We start from the raw sequence: 17,251 nt of genomic DNA, 5'->3' as shown, positions 1-17,251 counted from the left end.
GAAAGGACGGACGGACTACGTGAGCGACGCACGCGAGGCCGACCAGCCGCGCCATGCCATACAAGCCGCGGATTCGCCTCGCGGGCGGAGAAGCGAACGGAAGGACCCGGCGAGTGACGAGGCCATGCGAGTGGGCGCGGCGGACGAGGGGCAGCGGCTGACCGGCGAGTCGATCGAACGGGGCGGCGGCGGGCTCAGCGTGGCCGACCTGCTGGCCCGGGCCCTGCCCGGGGCCTCGGCCCCCTCACAGGCAACGGCTGGCGACGATCCCGGAGATGAGCCGACCACAGACCTCGGCACGGACATTGGCGCAAGGGTGGATGCCGATGTGGACCAGCTGGCGGAGGCCATCGCCGCCGCGGCGGCCCGCTATCTGCCCGATGGCCGGATGGGGCCCGACACCGACTTCTTCGACGCCGGGGGCACCTCCGTCGACGCGGTGGAGCTGGTCGCCGCGGTGGCCCGGGAATCGGGTGTGGAGCTCGCCCTGGACGATGTGTTCGCCGACGCCCGGCCTCGCCGGCTCGCCGAGCGCTGGCTCTCCGCCACCCGGATTCGGACCGTACACACCCCGCCGACCCCCGTCCCCACGACCCCCGTCCCCACGACCCCCGTCCCCACGACTCCCGTCCGCACGGCCCGCGCCCTGCCCGCGAACACCGCAGACGAGGACCTGGACCTGGTCCTGGCCGACCTCGCCCGCGCCGACGCCCTGCCGTGGACGGGCCCGCCGGAGCCTGCCCCGCCCCGTCGGATCCTGCTGACCGGGGCAACCGGCTTTCTCGGCGGCCATATGCTGCTCGATCTGCTGCGGTACAGCGACGCCCACGTCTACTGCCTGATCCGCGCGGCCGACGAGGAAGAGGCCACGTCGCGGCTCGGCACCGCGCTGGCCGGCTTCGCACTGCCGTGGTCCTCGGAAATCCGCAGGCGGGTCACGGTGCTGCCGGGCGACCTCCGCCGCCCCCGCCTCGGCCTGCCGGAGGAGCGCTGGGAGGCGCTGGCGGAGGAGCTGGACTCGGTCGTCAGCGTGGCGGCGGCGGTGGACTTTCTGCGCGGCTACGCGTCGCTGCGGCAGAGCAATGTGATCGGGCCGCTGACGCTGGCCGAACTGGCGGCGACCGGGCGGCCCAAGCCACTGCACCACATCTCGTCGATCGCGGTCTTCAACCAGGTCGGCATCGTCTCCATGGGCGAGGACGATCCGCTCGCCCGTATCGACCGCCTCGTCGCCGGCTACGACAGGTCCAAGTGGGCCGCCGAGACCGCGCTGCGACGCGCCCGTGACCACGGTCTGGTGGTCACCATGATGCGCCCGGGTGGCATCGGCGGACACACCAAGACGGGCGCGTACAACGCCCAGGACCTCAGCAGCGGGCTGATCTCGGCGTTCGGCCGGTTCCGTACCGTGCCCGCCTTCCGCTGTCTCAACGCCGCCCCGGTGGACTGGGTGAGCCGGGTGGCGGCGGCCGTGATCTGCGAACCCGACGCCTGGGGCTACAACTACAACCTGACCGGTGTCCCGAACACCCTGGACGACGTGGTGCGGGACATGGGGTTCGGCGGGATGAACGTGACGGTGCAGGACTGGGACGAGTGGCGGGCCGACGCCCTGGCCCGCCTGGAGGCCGAACCGGTCCCCAAGCTGGACTTCCTGACCAGGGTGTTGCGCAGCCCCGCGGCCCTCAAGCTGTGCGAGGCGACGCTGACGGGGCCGGCCGCCACCGACGAGCGGACCAGCGCGTTCGTCGCCGCGCACGACCTGCCGGCCGCGGCCCGGTACGACACGCAGGCGCAGCTGAAGACGTTCGAGCGGCTGGCGAAGGACGGCCTCGGCCGGCTGCCCGACCGCGAGGACCCGCCGTATCTGTGGTTCCCCGAGACGATCGAGGGGAGCCTGGGCTCGGTCGGCGGGCCCGCGCACAGCAGGTGCACGCTGTCGCTGACCCTGTCCATCGCCAGCATGTACCAGCTGGTGCGGGAGCGCCGGGTCGATGTCCGCGGAGAGCTCTTCTGCGCGCTGCTGCACCCCGATCCGGTCGTGGTGGAGCGGGGCGATCTGTGGGTCCGTCCGCAGGAGGGGATACCCCTGACGCACGGTCTGCGGCATCAACTGCTGCTCTACCGGCTGCGGTTGCGGGACGCCGACGGCGGGCGGTGGTGGCTGGAGGGCCGGAAGTTCGCCCGTGCGCGGCGCGATGTGTGGCGGCAGACTCGGGCGCTGACCGTCGAGATCGGCCGGGAGGGCGAGCCCGCGTGTCTGGCGGGCGAGGTCGTCGTGCCCGCCGACAGCTATGTGCGCGACCAGATCGACGGCATCCGGGTCGATCCGCGCCTCTCCGGCCAGGAGAAGCGGGTCGCCAAACTGACGTGGCTGGCCTGGTTCGGGCTGGAGATGGGCCGCGGCCTGCTCGGCCCGTTCGCCCGAGTGGGGGCGGACCTGCTCGACCTTCGCCGGAACCCGACGCTGACGGAGCGCACCCGATGACCCCGCTGACCCCGAGGATCCCGCGAACCCGTAGGACCGCGCAGACCCCGATGGCCCCGGTGAACCCGCGGACCCCGGTGACCCTCCGGCCGCTGTACGCCCGGCTCGACGGGGCGAGGGTCGAGGAGATCCCCTTCCGGACCAAGGATGGGACCCGGCTCGGCCTGAGCAGGGTCACCGCCGACTCTTCCGCCGGCCAGGGGCACCGCCCCGCGGTGCTGCTGCTGCACGGCCACACCGCGTCCTCCGACATGTTTCTGCTGCCCGAGACCCGCAACCTGGTCGAGGTCCTGCTGGGCGAGGGGTACGAACCGTGGCTGCTGGACTGGCGGGGCAGCTGCCGGCTCCCGTACAACGAGACCGGCCGCCGGTACACCTACGACGATGTCGCCGTGTACGACATCCCCGAGGCGGTGGCGCTGGTCCGGCAGCGGATCGGCGACCGTCCGCTGTTCGTCGTGGCCCACTGCATCGGCGCGCTCTCGCTGTCGATGAGCATGGCGGGCGGTCTGGTGCCCGGGCTCGCCGGGGTGGTGGCGCAGGGGGTGTTTCTGACGCCGAAGCTGGCGGGCCGTACGTCCCTGCGGATGACGCTGGCCGCCGAGCTGCTGAAGTCCCGTGTCGACCACATCCCCGTGGACTTCCGCACGGTGGGCTTCTGGTCGCGGTACACCCCGCTGTTCGCCCTGGCCTCCCGGAAGGCGAGCTGCCCGGATCCGACCTGCCAGATCCTGCACAACTCGGCCTGGGGCACGGGCGCCTCGCTGTTCGTACACGAGCATCTGTCGGCCACCACCCACAACCGGCTGGCGGAGCTGCTGGGCCCGGCGCCGCTGTGGATCCTGCCGCATCTGCGCCGGATCGAGCTGGCGCGCAGCGTGGTGCGCTGGCACCACGGGGACGACCGCTACCGGGCGCTGCCGGAGAACGCGCTGGACCAGGCCGGTCGTATCGACTGCCCGGTGCTGCTGCTCTCCGGCAGCGAGAACGGGCTGTGGCTGGACTCCCAGAAGCTCTGCCACGAGGTGCTGGCCGCACGTCAGCCGCGGCTGGATGTGGCGTACGCCGAGGTCCCCGGCTACGGTCACCTCGATACGTTCATCGGCCGGGGCGCCGCCCTCGATGTGTTCGGGCACATCCTCGACTTCCTGGGCAAGCACCGGTGACCCGTACCTCACATCCCCGCACCGTCACGCACCACAGCCCGGAGGTCATGACCCATGCCGCAGCTCGAAGTCGGTGGCGCCCGACTGACGTTCGACGACGAGGGTCGCCGCGACGGTGTGCCGCTGGTGTTCATCCACGGCTGGACGGCCAACCGGCACCGCTGGGACCACCAGATGGCGCATTTCGCCCCGGACCGGCGGGTGATCCGGCTCGATCTGCGCGGGCACGGCGAGAGCGACGGCATGCCGCGCACCATCGCGGAGCTGGCGGGCGATGTGTCCGCCCTGCTCGACCGGTTGGAGGTGGACCGCTTCGTCCCGGTCGGCCACTCGATGGGCGGCATGATCGCCCAGACGCTGGCGCTTGACCACCCGGAGCGGATCGAGCGCATGGTGCTGGTGAACTCGATCAGCCGGATGGTCTACAACCGCGGCCGCGGCCTGCTGATGGCGGCCTCGACACTGCTGCCGTTCCGCGTCTTCGTCACGGTCAACATCCAGCGGGCCTTCGGCCCCGGATACCCGCGCTCCGAGGTGCGCGAATACGCCCGCGCCTCCGCGACCACACCGCGCGAGGTGGTCATGACGTGCTACGACGCGATGCGGGCCTTCGATGTGCTGGACCGGGTCGGTGAGATCCGGACGCCCACGCTGCTGCTGCACGGCTACCACGACATCCAGCTGCCGGTGTCGCAGATGCTGCGGATGGCCAAGGACTGTCCGGACGCGGTGGTACGGATCGTCGACGCGGGCCACGAGCTGCCGGTGGAGAACCCCGCCGCGGTCAGCTCGGCGGTCGACTGGTTCCTCACGGCGGGAGGTTCGGGCACGGCGTAGCGGGGGCGCCGATCCGGTGGGGTGCGCCGGGTCCTTAGAGTCGTGTCCATGACGAGGACCACACCGCCGCGCCCGCTGGATGTCGAGGCGCTCTTCCCGGAACTGGCCGCGCACCGCGGTACGACGACCCGGCTGCATCCGCGGCCGGGCAGTCCGGAGGTGTCGGACAGTTCGGTGGGCGGTCCGCTGCTGTGGCCCGCGGACGAGCCGTGGCCGGTGTGCACCGAACCGCATCGGCGCGGGCGTGGCCGGCGGCCCGCGGACATCCACCGGGAGCGGCGGGTGCTCGCCACCGCATGGGCCCGCGACCCGGACCCGGGGCCCACGGAGGAGGAGCGGCGGCTCCTGACGGAGCTGGGCCGTGAGCACCGTGTCGCGGGGATCGCGGACACCGACCCGCTGCCGATGGTCGGGGTCGCCCAGCTGTACCGGCGGGACGTCCCCGACCTGCTCGCGGGGCCGGACGGCTGCGATCTTCTCCAGGTGTTCTGGTGCCCCTTCGACCGGCACGGCAGGACCGGCTACGGCATGTCGCTGCGGTTGCTGTGGCGCCGGTCGTGGGAGGTCGGTGAGGTGCTGGCCGCGCCGCCACTGCCGGAGGTCGTGGGCTACGAGGGGTACGTGGCGGAGCCCTGCGTACTGCACCCGGAACAGGTGGTCACCTATCCGTTCGCCGGGCTGCTCCCCGAGGAGCTGGAAGCCCGGATAGACGCCTGGGAGGAGGCTCGTGAGGAGGAAGCCCGTGAGGAGGAAGCCCGTGAGGAGGAGGCAGAGGCCGAGCCGCCCGCCTACCAGTACGACCTGTCCATTCCGCCCGGTTGGCGCGCCGGGGGTTTCGCGTCATGGCATCTGACCGACCCCTCCCCCATGAACTGCCTGGCCTGCGCGGCGCCGATGGAGCTGCTGCTGACGATCGACAGCTCCGAGTGGGACGGCGGCAGCCACAGCTGGATGCCGCAGGAGGACCGGGACCTTCCGGGCCGTCTGCGGTCCGCCACACCGACCAAGGTGACGGTGGGCCGCTGGGGTGAGTTGAACATCTTCGCCTGCCCGGCCGATCCCGGGCATCCGCACCGCTGGAGCATTCAATAAGCCCGCCGCGGCGCGCCCCGCTCGTCCAGCAGGAGAGCAGCCGGATGTTCGGCCAGATCAGGGCGGGGTCGGCCCCGCGGCCGCGGCTGCCGCCAGGCGCTCCGGATGGACGGCGCGGTCGGGGTCGGGGCTGTCGCCGGGGCGGCCGAGGAACGTTCCGTCGCCCGCAACCGGACGCCGAAGACGCTCAGATCGGCCTGGCCGGGCCCGAGGCTGGGGCGCCCCGAGCGGCTGGTGGCCGGTCGGGAGAGCCGGTCGTGGCGGAGGTTCCTCATGGGTGCGCAGCGGTACGGCGGCGCGGTAGTCGTCGATCGTGCGGATGTGGTGGAAGCCGTGTTCCTTGCCGAAGGCCGTGTCCGCGTTGTCCCGCAGGATCTCGGTGAGCAGGCGCCGTTGCCATGCGGCGGCGTCGGGTAACGCGGCGGCCAGCCGGTGCTTGGCGGCCACCAGCTCCTGCTTGAACCGGGCGTCAATGTTCACCGGGCTCGGCCACTTCGGAGTGGTGTTCAACCGCGTACGCGCCGCGGTTGAACACCCGGGCGCTACTGCGCAAGCTGCGGGTACAGCACGGCCGGGTCCTCGGCCAGCCCCGCCTTGACGCGCCGGGTGAGGTCGTCGGCCAGCACCTCGTACGCCCCCGACTCGATGCCGTCGAGCGCGGCCGCGGCCACCTGGCCCGCGTCGGCCTTGGGCGCGTCGATGTTCGCCGTCATATCGGTGTCCACGTACCCCACGTGCAGTCCGGTGACCCCGATGCCGCGCGGGTGCAGCTCCAGGCGCAGGGAATTGGACTGGGACCACAGGGCGGCCTTGGAGGCGCTGTAGGAGCCGGCGTTGCCCAGCCAGGAGAGCACGGAGTGGACGTTGAGGAGGTGGCCACCGCCGTTGCGCTCGATGACGGGTACGAAGGCCCGGGCGACCAGCAGCGGCCCGTAGAAGTTGGTCTCGAACTCCCGGCGGACGTCAGCGACCGGGGAGCCGAGGAAGGAGGCGCCGACCGAGGCGCCGGCGTTGTTGATCAGGACGGTGACGTCCTGGGCCTGTTCGGCGGCGGCCGCCACGGAGGCGGGGTCGGTGACCTCGAGCGCCACCGGGACGGCATCGGGGTGTGTCACCGTGCGCGGATCGCGGGCCGTGGCGTAGACCTTGGCGGCGCCGCGCGCATAGGCCTCCTCAACGAGCGCCCGGCCGATGCCGCGGCTGCCGCCGGTGACCAGAACAACGGCGTCCTTGATCGCAGTCATGATGTCTCCCACTGTGGTAAACCGATCGGTTTCTCAGGCTGACATCGCCACCGTAAACCGATCGGTTTCCTGATGCAAGGTGGGTTTGAAAACACAACTGAGCAGAAGGCGCACCGGTCGGCGGACAGACCCCTGAGTGCGGCCGCGCCCTGGCAGATCAGCGCATACCGGCGGCGTCGAGCAGGGTGACCACGGTCGGCAGGAGCAGCCCGGCCAGGGAGTCGGCCTGGATACCGGCGCGGGCGCTCGCCCCGTCGAAGACCAGGCTCAGCTGCCGGGCGAGCAGATCGGGATCGCTCGCCCCGCCCCGTTCGGCCTCGTCCCGGAAGAACGCCGTCAGGCCCTCCTTGATCCGGTGCGCGACCCTGCTCGCGGGGTGGTTCACATCCTTCAGCTCGATCTGCACGGCCAGAAAGGGGCACCCCCGATAGGCCGACTCGGCCGCCTGCTCCTCCGCCTGCTCCTCCGCCTGCTCGAAGATGCCCAGAATCCGCTCACGCGGCGTACGGGCGTCGTCCGCCCCGGGCAGGAACCGCGCGGCGAAGCCGGCGGCACGCCGCTCCAGGCTCGCCGCCAGCAGTTCGTCCTTGCTCTCGAAAAGCTGGTACATCGAGCGCTTGGACACCCCCGCCGCCTTGCACAGCGCCTCCACGCCGACACCGACGCCGTCCAGATAGGCAAGGGTGGCCGCGGCATCCAGCAGCCGGTCGCGGGAGCTCGTCTTCGTCGCGTCTGTGGTCATGTGCGACAGGCTAGACCGGTTTCCGCCACACAGAAACCGATCGGTTTACCAGGGCAGGGTGCCTTCGGCGTCGAAGAAGCCCCCGGTCGGGCCGTCGGGGCCCACCTGCGCCATACGGACGATGATCTCGGCGCCCTCCTCGACGGTCTGGATGCCGGTGTGCCGGTTCAGATCCGTCGCGGTGTAGCCGGGCTCCACCGCGTTGATCCGCATCTGCGGGAACGCCTTCGCGTACTGCACGGTGACCATGTTGACCGCGGTCTTCGACGCCGGATAGGCGACGCCCGGGTAGGCGTACGTCGGGGTGTCCGGGGCGGTGACCCTGGTCAGCGAGGCAAGGCCGCTGCTGACGTTGACCACGACCGGGGCGGCGGACCGCGACAGCAGCGGCAGGAACGCATGGGTCACGCGCACCACGCCGAAGACGTTCGTCTCGAAGACCGACCGCATCGCGTCGGCGGTCACCTCCGCGGCACCGGCCACCCCTCCGTCCGGCTCCCGCGCCTCGACGCCGGCGTTGTTGACCAGCACATCCAGTCCGCCATCGGCCTCGACGGCCTTCGCCGCGGCCGCGACGGACGCATCGTCGGTGACATCGATGAGGACCATCCGCGCGCCCAGCCGCTCGGCGGCCCGGCGCCCGCGCTCGGCGTCCCGGCTGCCGACGTAGACGGTGTGACCTGCTGCGATGAGCCGACGGGCGGTTTCGAAACCGAGCCCCTTGTTGGCTCCGGTGATGAGTGTTGTCGTCATGCCTCCAGGGTCCGGCGGGGCGGTGCGGTCAGCCAGGCGTCCCATGTTCCTGGGACTGCTGGTACCAGGCAGGGGCGGGGCCCGGCAGTGCACACTGGTGTGCATGGCGACGGCGGAATTCGGGCAGGCACTGCACCGCCTTCGCGACCGGGTGCCGCCCGAGGCGGCCGGACTGCCCACCGGCGGACACCGGCGGGCGCCCGGACTGCGCCGCGAGGAGTTGGCGTTGCTGGCCGGGATCTCCGTCGACTACGTCACCCGCCTCGAACAGGGCCGCGCCTCCAATCCGTCGATCCAGGTCGTCGAGGCCCTGGCCAGGGCCCTGCGGCTGTCGGACACCGAGCGCGCACACCTGTTCCGGCTGGCCGGGCTGGCGCCGCCGGGCCCGGACACGGTCCCCGCGCATATCACCCCGAGCATCCAGCGACTGCTGGACAGGCTGACCGGAACCCCCGTCGTGGTCCTCGACGCGACCGGGACCATGCTGCTGGCCAATCCGCCGTACGCGGCGCTGATGGGCGAGCCATCAGGATGGCGCGGCCACCAGCGCAACGCCGTCTGGCGCCACTTCCTCGGCCCGGGCAGCCGGGTACGGCACAGCCCCGAGTCCCTGCGCGAGTTCGAGGCCGCGCTGGTCGCCGATCTGCGCGCCGCCGCCGAACGCTACCCGGCCGACCAGCGGCTCGGTCGGCTGGTCACGGAACTGCGCGCGCACAGCGACCGGTTCGCCGCGCTGTGGGACTCCGGCGCCGCCGGCCGCCACGAGTCGGCGCGCAAGACCATCGACCATCCGCGGGTAGGGCCCCTGACGCTGGACTGCGATGTGCTGACCGTGGCGGGCAGCGAACTGCGCATCATGGTCTACACGGCCGAACCCGGCACCGAGGACGCCGAACGCCTCGCGCTGCTCACCGTCCTCGGCACCCAGGAACTCATCGGATAGCCCCGCGTCCGTGTTCTGCCGCCACCGGCTGGTCGGCCGCGAACGAAACGACCCAGGACAGTGCCGCGTTCCAGTTGACGGCGACCTCGTTGGTCGACCACGACTGGATGTCGTCGAGGTAGCAGAGCTGCGGCGCGGGCCGCCGGGGCGGATCGACGGTGCGGTCGATCAGCAGCCTGTTGGCCTTCGGATCCTCCAGGCCGGCGCTCGGGCCGCCCGCCATCGACCCGGCCGGTGGCCGCGGCAGCGCGGGGTCGATCTGATGGCCGTAGAGGCGGCTGTGCTGGTTGTGGGAGTGGCGTTCGCCGTATCCCGTCACATAGGACTGGTTGAGGGCGTTGCGGCCGAAGATGTAGTCAAGACCTTCCAGCACCCCGTCGCGATACCGCCGGTCACCGGTCAGATCGAAGGCGGTCGCGATGACGACGAGCTTGTTGAGCAGCACGCTGTTGGAGCCCTGGACATACTCGCCTTCGCCGAGCGGCATCCCGTACGCCTGGCCGTGCGCCGTATCGAGATACCGGTCCGCGGCGGCCACCACCGAGGCGCGGGCGGCCGTCCGGTCGGCGTCCGGCAGCGGTCTTGGCACGGTCGCCAGGTCGAGCCGGCCGAGCGCGGCGACCTGCTGCCAGCCGAACCCGGACGGCGGAAACGCCTCGCCGGTGGCATACGGCGAGGCCCGAAAGGCATCGAGAAACGCCTGCTCGCCGGTGGTGAGGAACAGTTCGGCCGCCGCCCAGTAGAACTCGTCGGTGACGTCCGTGTCGTCGTACGGGCCACCGCCGATCGCGTCGTCGCTGTCGGCGAACACCTCCCGGTGGGTCTGGGCCGCCGACCAGGCGGTACGGGCGGCGGTCAGGCAGCGCTGGGCGAAGCGCTGGTCGTAGGGCGCGTACAGCCGGGCGCCCTGCGCGGCGACCGCGGCCAGGTTGAGTGTCGCGGCCGTGGACGGCGGGTGCAGATGGCGCGGTTGCGGGTCCTGGTCCGGGGACAGTGGCAGCCCGGTCCAGTTGTCGTCGTGCACCTTGTGGTGCGCCATGCCCGCGCGGGGCCGCCCGGCGGGCACCTGCATGCGCAGCAGGAACTCCAGCTCCCAGCGCGCCTCGTCGAGGATGTCCGGTACGCCGTCCCCGGCCTCGGGGATACGCAGATCGCCGTCGCCGGGCGGACCCAGACGCCCTGGGGGTGCGGTGAGTGTCCGCTCGTACTGGCTGAGGAGTTGGTAGGTGGCGATCCCGCCGCCCACCACGTACTTGCCCGCGTCGCCGGCGTCGTACCAACCGCCGCGCACATCCAGCGCATAGTCACCGACACCCGGCAGGCAGGGCACGCTGGTGTCGCCCTGGTTGGGGGCGACACCGAGGTGTCCGGCCGACCGCCCGTACCCGGGTGCCAGCGCCTCGGTGATGGGGATGCCGCTGCGCTGGACGTAGAAGAAGTGCAGGGCGTCGGAGCGCAGTTGGTCATAGAGGGTGGCGGAGATGTCGAACGGGTAGCTGGTCTGTCCGTCGGCGCTCAGCGTGTATCCGGTGCCGGTCTCGGCCACCGCGCCGAAGTCCAGTGTGTGCACCCGCTGTCCGGAGGACGGGTCCACCCCGGCCGGTGTCGAGGTGCCGGATGCCACGGTGGCGCCGACGCTGTTGTTCATCTGCCAGGGGATCGGCCCGGGGGCGTCGGTCACGACGGTCGCGTGTTTCGGTCCGCACGGCAGATAGCCGACCTGGTTGACCCGCACCCGCGGGCCGGTGTCCGGTACGTGCGGTCGTGGACCCTGTGCCATATCGCCAGCGTGCGCGGCGTCCGCCGGGCACGCCACCCGGGCGGGCCGCGGCCCTGACCCGCCCACACTGAGACGAAACCGCACAGCGCGGCCGAAAACTTTCGCACCCTTGAGCGGCCGCCCCACCCATTGACGTGCAGGGTTCAACTGACCACACTTCGGGCCAGCAGTCCAACAGAATCCATCAGACTCCCACAGGATGTTTCATGGCGTCCCGCGCAGCCCGAACCTTCCTCCTGCCGCTGCTCGTCCTGTTCACGATGGTGGTGAGCCTCCTGGCCGCATCGCCCAGTCCCGCACAGAACCGCGAAGCACCATCGGAGGCGCAGCCAAGACCCAAGTACGCCGGCTATCTCTTCACCTACTTCACCGGCGAGGGCACCGCCGACGGCGAACAGATACGGATGGCCCTCAGCCGCGGCAACGACCCGCTGCACTGGCGCGAACTGAACGCCGGCAAGCCCGTCCTCACCTCCAGCCTCGGCGAGAAGGGGCTGCGCGACCCGTTCGTCATCCGCTCCCCCAAGGGTGACAAGTTCTATCTGATCGCCACCGATCTGCGGATGTATCAGAACTCCAGCGGCACCTGGGACCAGGTGCAGCGCACCGGCAGTAAATCGATCATGGTGTGGGAGTCGACCGACCTGGTCCACTGGACCGACCAGCGCCTCGTCAAGGTCTCGCCCGACACCGCGGGCAACACCTGGGCACCCGAGGCGTACTACGACGAGGATCTCGGCGAGTACGTGGTCTTCTGGGCCTCGAAGCTCTACGCCGACGACGACCCGAACCACACCGGCAACACGTACAACAAGATGCTGTACGCGACGACCAAGGACTTCCGCAGCTTCAGCGCGCCCAAGGTGTGGAACGACCCCGGCTACTCGGTCATCGACTCCACCGTCATCAAGGACAAGGGCACGTACTACCGGTTCACCAAGGACGAGCGCGACCCGTCCTCCGGCACGCCCTGTTCGAAGTTCATCACGGCCGAGAAGTCCACCTCGCTGACGGACACCTCGTACGACTTCGTCGCCGACTGCATCGGCAAGGGCGCGATCGACCGCGGCGAGGGGCCGACGATCTTCAAGTCGAACACCGAGGACAAGTGGTATCTGTTCATCGACGAGTTCGGCGGCCGCGGCTACATCCCGTTCGAGACCACCGACCTCGGCTCGGGCAAGTGGACGCCGTCCGAGAACTACCAACTGCCCGCCAGCCCCCGGCACGGCACCGTACTCCCGGTGACGCAGGAGGAGTACGACCGGCTGCTGGGCGCCTACCCGGCGTCCGCCGACTCGCTCGCCGACGTCACGGCCAAGGGCCAGAAGGGGTACGCGATCGTCACCGAGGCGAGCAACAAAGTCGTGCTGCCGATGGACCCGAAAGCCGATCTCAGCCGTCTCGCGCCCCGCTTCGCGCTCCCGGCCGGCGCCACCCTCAGCCCGGCCTCCGGCACCCGGCGCGACTTCCGCAAGGCCCGGACGTACACGCTGAAGACCGCCGACGGGACGACCCGCACCTGGACCGTCGAGGCCGTGCCGATGCGCAGCCCGGTGCTGCCCGGGCTCAACGCCGACCCGGACATCCAGTACTTCGACGGCCGCTACTGGATCTACCCGACGACCGACGGCTTCCGTAGCTGGAGCGGGACCAAGTTCACGGCGTACTCGTCGAAGGACCTGGTCCACTGGGAGAACCACGGGGTGATCCTGGCTCTCGGCCCCGATGTGAGCTGGGCGGACAACAACGCGTGGGCGCCCGCGGTGGCCGAGCGGGACGGCAAGTACTACTTCTACTTCTGCGCCGAACAGCAGATCGGCGTCGCGGTGGCCGACTCCCCCGGCGGCCCCTTCAAGGACGCGCTGGGCAAACCGCTGGTGGCCAAGGGCCAGTTCGCGGGCCAGATGATCGACCCCGCGGTGTTCACGGACGATGACGGCCAGGCGTATCTGTACTGGGGCAACGGCCAGGCGTACGGGGTGCCGCTGAACGCCGATATGACGTCCTTCGACGCGTCGAAGGTGCGGAAGTTCACCCCGGACAACTTCCGGGAGGGCTCCTTCGTCGTCAAGCGCAAGGGCACGTACTACCTCATGTGGTCCGAGGACGACACCCGCAGCGAGGACTACCACGTCGCCTACGCCACCGGTACGACACCGCTCGGCCCGTGGACCAAGCGGGGCACGGTCCTCTCCAAGCGCGCCGAGTACGGGATCAAGGGCACGGGCCACCACTCGGTGGTGAACGTCCCCGGTACGGACGACTGGTACATCGCCTACCACCGGTTCGCCGTGAACGGCCCCGGGAAGGCGGGCGGCGACGGCACACACCGCGAGACCACCATCGACCGCATGGAGTTCGCGGCCGACGGAACGATCAAGCCGGTGGTGCCGACCCTGGAGTCCATCGCCCCGGTCCACCGGCGCTGACCGGGGTTGCGGACACACGGACGGATCTGACGGGCTGCCAGTGCGGGTGTTCTCGCGCTTGGCAGTCAGGATGGCTGGACTTCGTCGAAGAGGGCGAGGGCTTCGGCGGGGTCCGGGCTCACAAGGCGCTCCAGACCGGCCGTCGTCATCTTCGCCCACCTGCCGGCCCGCGCCCACATCCGTTCCTCGAAAGCGCGGACGGCCTCGTCCAGATCTCGAGAGCCGGTGGCGATGGACTCGGCGAGTTCGGCGCCTTCCAGCATCGCGAGGTTCGCGCCCGCCCCCAATGGGGGCATCAGATGGGCGGCGTCGCCCAGTAGCGTCACCCCGGAGACATGGGCCCAGGTGTGGGACACCGGCAGGACGTAGAGGGGGCGGTGGGCGAAAGCGGTGCCGTGGCGGAGGAGGTCGAGGACGGGAGCGGCCCAGCCGTCGAACAGAGCCAGCAGGCTCGATCGCACGGCCTCGACGTCGTCCAGGTCCAGGTCCGTGTGCCAGTCCAGCGGCGCGCGGAACTGGGCATACACCTTGACGTGGCCGCCGCTGTTGCGCTGGGCGACGAGCGCTCGGTTCACGCCGTACACAGCCACGGAACCGTCGCCGATCAACCGGGCGAGGTCGGGGTGGCGGGTGTCGACGTCGTCCAGGGAGGTCTCGACCAAGGTGATGCCGGTGTAGTGCGGCGTCACCGACGAGACTGCCGGGCGGACCCGGGACCAGGCGCCGTCCGCGCCGACTACGAGGTCGAACGTCTCCTGTCGCCCGTCCGCGAAATGGACCAGTACGCCATCCCGGGTCCCCGGCACCACCTGCGTCACGGCCCGCCCCCACCGGACGTCGAGAGGGCCGAGCAGCAGGTCACGGAGTTGCCCGCGGTCGATCTCGGGATTGGCCCGCTCATCTGGACGGGGTCGCCAGTCGCGCAGGACGGTCCCGTCCGGGTCCAGGATGCGCATGGCCTGCCCCTCGGGACGAGACAGCGCTTGGAACTCCGCCAGCAGCCCCGCCTTGTCCAGCGCGAGCTGGCCCAGCCCTTCGCGCAGGTCCAGCGTGCCGCCCGGGGGGCGGGCGTCGGGGGCGGGATCGCGTTCGAGGACGGTGACGGGGTAATCATGGCGGCGCAGGACGCGGGCGAAGGTAAGGCCGGCAGGGCCGCTCCCGACCACGGCGATTCGGTGTCTCATGTCGATACACTGTATTGCTACGCGACGATGCATCGCAACAGTACGATGTGGCCATGACTGTGTGGGACCGGCCGGAGCCGCCGACTCGCCCCGTGCCGCTCGACCGGCAGCGGATCGTCGCCGCCGCCATCGCGCTGGCCGACGAGGGCGGGCTGGAGGCGGCGTCGTTGCGCAAGGTCGCCGCCCGGCTGAACGCCGGCCCGATGCGGCTGTACGGATACATCTCCACCAAGGAGGAGCTGTTCGACCTCATGGTGGACGAGGTCTACGCCGAGATCCTCCCCGAGGAGCAGCCCGAGGACTGGCGGGAGGCGCTGCGCATCCTCGCCCACCGCACCAGGCAGGCCGCTCTCCGCCACGAATGGCTGGCCGACCTGCTCGGCGGCCGCCCGACCCTGGGCCCGAACGGCCTCGCCGTGACCGAGGCCACGCTGGCCGCCCTCGACGGCCTCGCCGACATCGACACCGTCATGCGCGCCGTGGGGACTGTCAGCGCCTACTTCACCGGCGCGATCAGGCGCGAGATCGCGGACCTGCGGGCCGAGCGCGCCACGGGCCTGTCCAAGCGCGACTGGCAGCGCGCCTCCGGCCCGCATGTGACGAGAATGCTGGCCACGGGCCGCTTCCCGGCGCTGGCCAAGGCCGTGTACGACGGCACGGACGTGGACGCCGAGACATCCTTCGCGACCGGCCTGGACTGGGTCCTCGACGCCGTGGCCGCCAAACTCACCCGGCCGCCGGCGTGACGCTCAGCTCTTGCCGGACGACGTCGGCCGCGGGGCCGGGCACTACGCGGCCGAACTCCTGGCGGTGATGCCGAGGTAGTCGGAATCGACGGTAGCGTGACTCTTGCATCCGGGCGGGTGGCTGCTGGTGTCGACGACCCACCCGACGGCTGACTGGCGGAAATTCGGCGGTTCGTACTACGCCGACGACTGGGTTGACCCCCCGGCGAACGTGCGCAGGCAGCTGCGCCCGCCGGCCAGGCAGGGCGCGCTGGTCCGCAACGGCGAGGTGGGGGTTCCGTTCCGGCTCGACCCCAGCCTTGATGGGGCCGGGCAAGTGCTGGGACCCTGCTCCCGTGTGGCTGCGACACCTCCGTCCAAGGTCCCGGCCGGTGCCGGTGGTTCTCACCGTGACGCTCTGTCTGTCCGTGATCGTCGCCGTGGGGGTGGTCTTCGCCGCCGGCCGTGCGGCTCCGAACCGTACGGGGCCGTCGGCCGACCGCTATGTCGAGATCACCGCCGTTTCTCCGGCCGTCGTCCCGGCAGCCGGGCCGGACGCCTCGACGGGATCCTTCACGGAGGACTGCGGGCGCAACGAGCCAACGAGAGCCTGGCCCGGGCCGGAACCACCTGCGCGGGCGGCGACCGCTCGACGTACTACTGGCCGGTGATCCGGCGGCTGTCAGCACGATCCTCGGCCGGCAACCGACGAGCGTGGAGGGCTTTGTGAAGAGCCATCCCGAATTCTTCGGGGGGTGAGCACATGGGCCCCGTGGAAGTAGCTGAGGTCGGCGACGGCCCATAGCCTCGCGCGCTCATTCCGGCTTCAGCGGTCCGCTCAGGAACCGCCCGGTGTGCGAGCGCGGGTGGGCCGCGAGCTGTTCCGGGGTGCCCTCGGCGATGACCTCGCCACCCCGGCGTCCGCCGTCTCCCGCAGGGCGTGCGTCACGCGCGTATCGAGCGCGAGTGGCCTGCCGGTCAGGGCGACGAGCTCGTCGTACGCCGCGTCCGGGTGCGGCGCGGCGGCCGGACCGCAGACGCCGACCGGCCCCAGCGCCGCGAGCAGCCGGCGCACCGTGCCGACGTCGAGCCGTACAGGGCCCGGGCCCGGCGGTATCAGCCACGGTTCGATGAACAGCGCGGCGTACGCGGAGGTGGCCGCGCAGGTGTGGACGAGCCGAGGGGGCACGAGCAGCCCAGGCGCCGCGACGGTGCGGCCTCCCTCGGGCCGGATCAAGGCGTGACCGCCGATCGGCAGCACCACCTTCCAGACCGGGGGGCCATGGCGGGTCACCTGGAACGCGGCCGACTCGGTGAACAGCGTCGCGCGATCGCCGACGGCGAACACGACGCGGCGATCGTTTTGTTCAGGACTCCAGGTGCGGGGTGGTCGGATCATCGCGCCATGGACCCTACCGTCAGCTCTTTCTCCGGCACCTCTTTCTCCGGCACCGCCTCCGCCGTCGTTCTGTCGGTGTTCCTCATGGCGGTCGGCGTCGCGCACTTCGCGGCCCCCGGCTGCTTCCGATCCCTGGTGCCGTCCTGGCTGGGCCGCGCCGGACCGCTCGTGGCGGCCTCCGGGGTGGCCGAGATCGTCATCGGCCTGCTGGTGCTGGCGCCGGGCAGCCGTGCGGCCGGGGCGTGGGCCGCCGCCGGTCTGATCACCGGCTATCCGGTCTGCCATCTCGACGCCCTGCGGCAGACGCGCCGTGGACACCCCCAGCTGCTGCTGAGGCCGCTCGGGGTGGCGGCGCGGCTGGTGGTCAACCTGGGGTACATCGGCTGGGCTGTCGCGATCGCGGTGGCGGCCCGGGGCGGGTCGTAAATCGGCGCTTGCATGATCATGCGGGGTCATGCATACTTCT

Annotated in this window: 14 protein-coding genes and 1 pseudogene; 8 read left to right on the top strand and 7 right to left on the bottom strand. The window is 71.1% G+C overall.

Annotated features, from left to right (window positions below):
* Positions 1 to 19: 19 nt before the first annotated feature.
* The 4 genes from ACH4U7_RS41315 to ACH4U7_RS41300 are packed head-to-tail and all read left to right on the top strand — an operon-like array spanning position 20 to position 5,583.
* On the top strand, positions 20 to 2,488 hold the full coding sequence (locus tag ACH4U7_RS41315) for a thioester reductase domain-containing protein (RefSeq protein ID WP_398532934.1): 2,469 nt from the start codon (positions 20 to 22) through the stop codon (positions 2,486 to 2,488).
* Positions 2,485 to 3,654 (top strand): alpha/beta hydrolase, encoded by a 1,170-nt coding sequence (locus ACH4U7_RS41310; RefSeq protein ID WP_398532933.1) that lies wholly within the window; start codon positions 2,485 to 2,487, stop codon positions 3,652 to 3,654. The genes ACH4U7_RS41315 and ACH4U7_RS41310 overlap by 4 nt, the downstream gene beginning before the upstream one ends.
* 54 nt (positions 3,655 to 3,708) lie before the next feature.
* The gene (locus ACH4U7_RS41305) at positions 3,709 to 4,491 is read left to right on the top strand and encodes an alpha/beta fold hydrolase (RefSeq protein WP_398532932.1); all 783 of its coding nucleotides are present in this window, start codon (positions 3,709 to 3,711) and stop codon (positions 4,489 to 4,491) included.
* A 48-nt stretch (positions 4,492 to 4,539) separates the two neighbouring features.
* Positions 4,540 to 5,583 carry a hypothetical protein gene (locus tag ACH4U7_RS41300; protein ID WP_398532931.1) on the top strand — a complete coding sequence of 348 codons (1,044 nt, stop codon included), beginning with the start codon at positions 4,540 to 4,542 and terminating at the stop codon, positions 5,581 to 5,583.
* A 57-nt stretch (positions 5,584 to 5,640) separates the two neighbouring features.
* Here the strand turns inward: ACH4U7_RS41300 and ACH4U7_RS41295 are convergent, their stop codons facing one another.
* From ACH4U7_RS41295 to ACH4U7_RS41280, 4 genes are all read right to left on the bottom strand, one after another.
* Positions 5,641 to 6,063 (bottom strand): GH3 auxin-responsive promoter family protein, encoded by a 423-nt coding sequence (locus ACH4U7_RS41295; RefSeq protein WP_398532930.1) that lies wholly within the window; start codon positions 6,061 to 6,063, stop codon positions 5,641 to 5,643.
* A gap of 62 nt (positions 6,064 to 6,125) precedes the next feature.
* Positions 6,126 to 6,827, bottom strand: a complete 702-nt coding sequence (locus tag ACH4U7_RS41290) for an SDR family oxidoreductase (RefSeq protein ID WP_398532929.1) — start codon at positions 6,825 to 6,827, stop codon at positions 6,126 to 6,128.
* 157 nt (positions 6,828 to 6,984) lie between these two features.
* The gene (locus ACH4U7_RS41285; protein ID WP_398532928.1) at positions 6,985 to 7,569 is read right to left on the bottom strand and encodes a TetR/AcrR family transcriptional regulator; all 585 of its coding nucleotides are present in this window, start codon (positions 7,567 to 7,569) and stop codon (positions 6,985 to 6,987) included.
* 45 nt (positions 7,570 to 7,614) lie between these two features.
* Positions 7,615 to 8,322, bottom strand: a complete 708-nt coding sequence (locus ACH4U7_RS41280) for an SDR family NAD(P)-dependent oxidoreductase (protein ID WP_398532927.1) — start codon at positions 8,320 to 8,322, stop codon at positions 7,615 to 7,617.
* Between the two features lie 103 nt (positions 8,323 to 8,425).
* On the opposite strand from ACH4U7_RS41280, the gene ACH4U7_RS41275 reads away from it, so the two are divergent.
* Entirely contained in the window at positions 8,426 to 9,265 is an 840-nt protein-coding gene (locus ACH4U7_RS41275; RefSeq protein WP_398532926.1) for a helix-turn-helix transcriptional regulator, read from the top strand.
* Here ACH4U7_RS41275 and ACH4U7_RS41270 read toward each other — a convergent pair.
* Positions 9,255 to 11,105, bottom strand: a pseudogene (locus ACH4U7_RS41270) (glycoside hydrolase family 9 protein); the annotation flags it as partial. The gene ACH4U7_RS41275 and the pseudogene ACH4U7_RS41270 sit on opposite strands and share 11 nt — an antisense overlap.
* A gap of 146 nt (positions 11,106 to 11,251) precedes the next feature.
* Between ACH4U7_RS41270 and ACH4U7_RS41265 the strand changes: the two are divergent.
* On the top strand, positions 11,252 to 13,477 hold the full coding sequence (locus ACH4U7_RS41265; protein ID WP_398532925.1) for a family 43 glycosylhydrolase: 2,226 nt from the start codon (positions 11,252 to 11,254) through the stop codon (positions 13,475 to 13,477).
* Between the two features lie 65 nt (positions 13,478 to 13,542).
* Here the strand turns inward: ACH4U7_RS41265 and ACH4U7_RS41260 are convergent, their stop codons facing one another.
* Positions 13,543 to 14,661, bottom strand: coding sequence for an FAD-dependent oxidoreductase (locus ACH4U7_RS41260; RefSeq protein WP_398532924.1), 1,119 nt, complete (start codon positions 14,659 to 14,661; stop codon positions 13,543 to 13,545).
* A gap of 53 nt (positions 14,662 to 14,714) precedes the next feature.
* Between ACH4U7_RS41260 and ACH4U7_RS41255 the strand changes: the two genes are divergently transcribed.
* Positions 14,715 to 15,407 (top strand): TetR/AcrR family transcriptional regulator, encoded by a 693-nt coding sequence (locus ACH4U7_RS41255; RefSeq protein ID WP_398532923.1) that lies wholly within the window; start codon positions 14,715 to 14,717, stop codon positions 15,405 to 15,407.
* Between the two features lie 817 nt (positions 15,408 to 16,224).
* Here ACH4U7_RS41255 and ACH4U7_RS41250 read toward each other — a convergent pair.
* A complete protein-coding gene (locus ACH4U7_RS41250; protein ID WP_398533046.1) occupies positions 16,225 to 16,785 on the bottom strand; it encodes a hypothetical protein in 561 nt (186 codons plus the stop codon).
* A 6-nt stretch (positions 16,786 to 16,791) separates the two neighbouring features.
* Here ACH4U7_RS41250 and ACH4U7_RS41245 point away from each other — a divergent pair, with 6 nt between their 5' ends.
* Positions 16,792 to 17,211 (top strand): hypothetical protein, encoded by a 420-nt coding sequence (locus ACH4U7_RS41245; RefSeq protein ID WP_398532922.1) that lies wholly within the window; start codon positions 16,792 to 16,794, stop codon positions 17,209 to 17,211.
* The last annotated feature ends 40 nt before the right edge of the window (positions 17,212 to 17,251 follow it).

This window comes from Streptomyces sp. NPDC020845 (assembly GCF_044334165.1).
Lineage (GTDB): Bacteria > Actinomycetota > Actinomycetes > Streptomycetales > Streptomycetaceae > Streptomyces.
The sequence above is the reverse complement of the archived record's forward strand: the minus strand, read 5'-3'. Positions and strand labels throughout refer to the sequence as shown.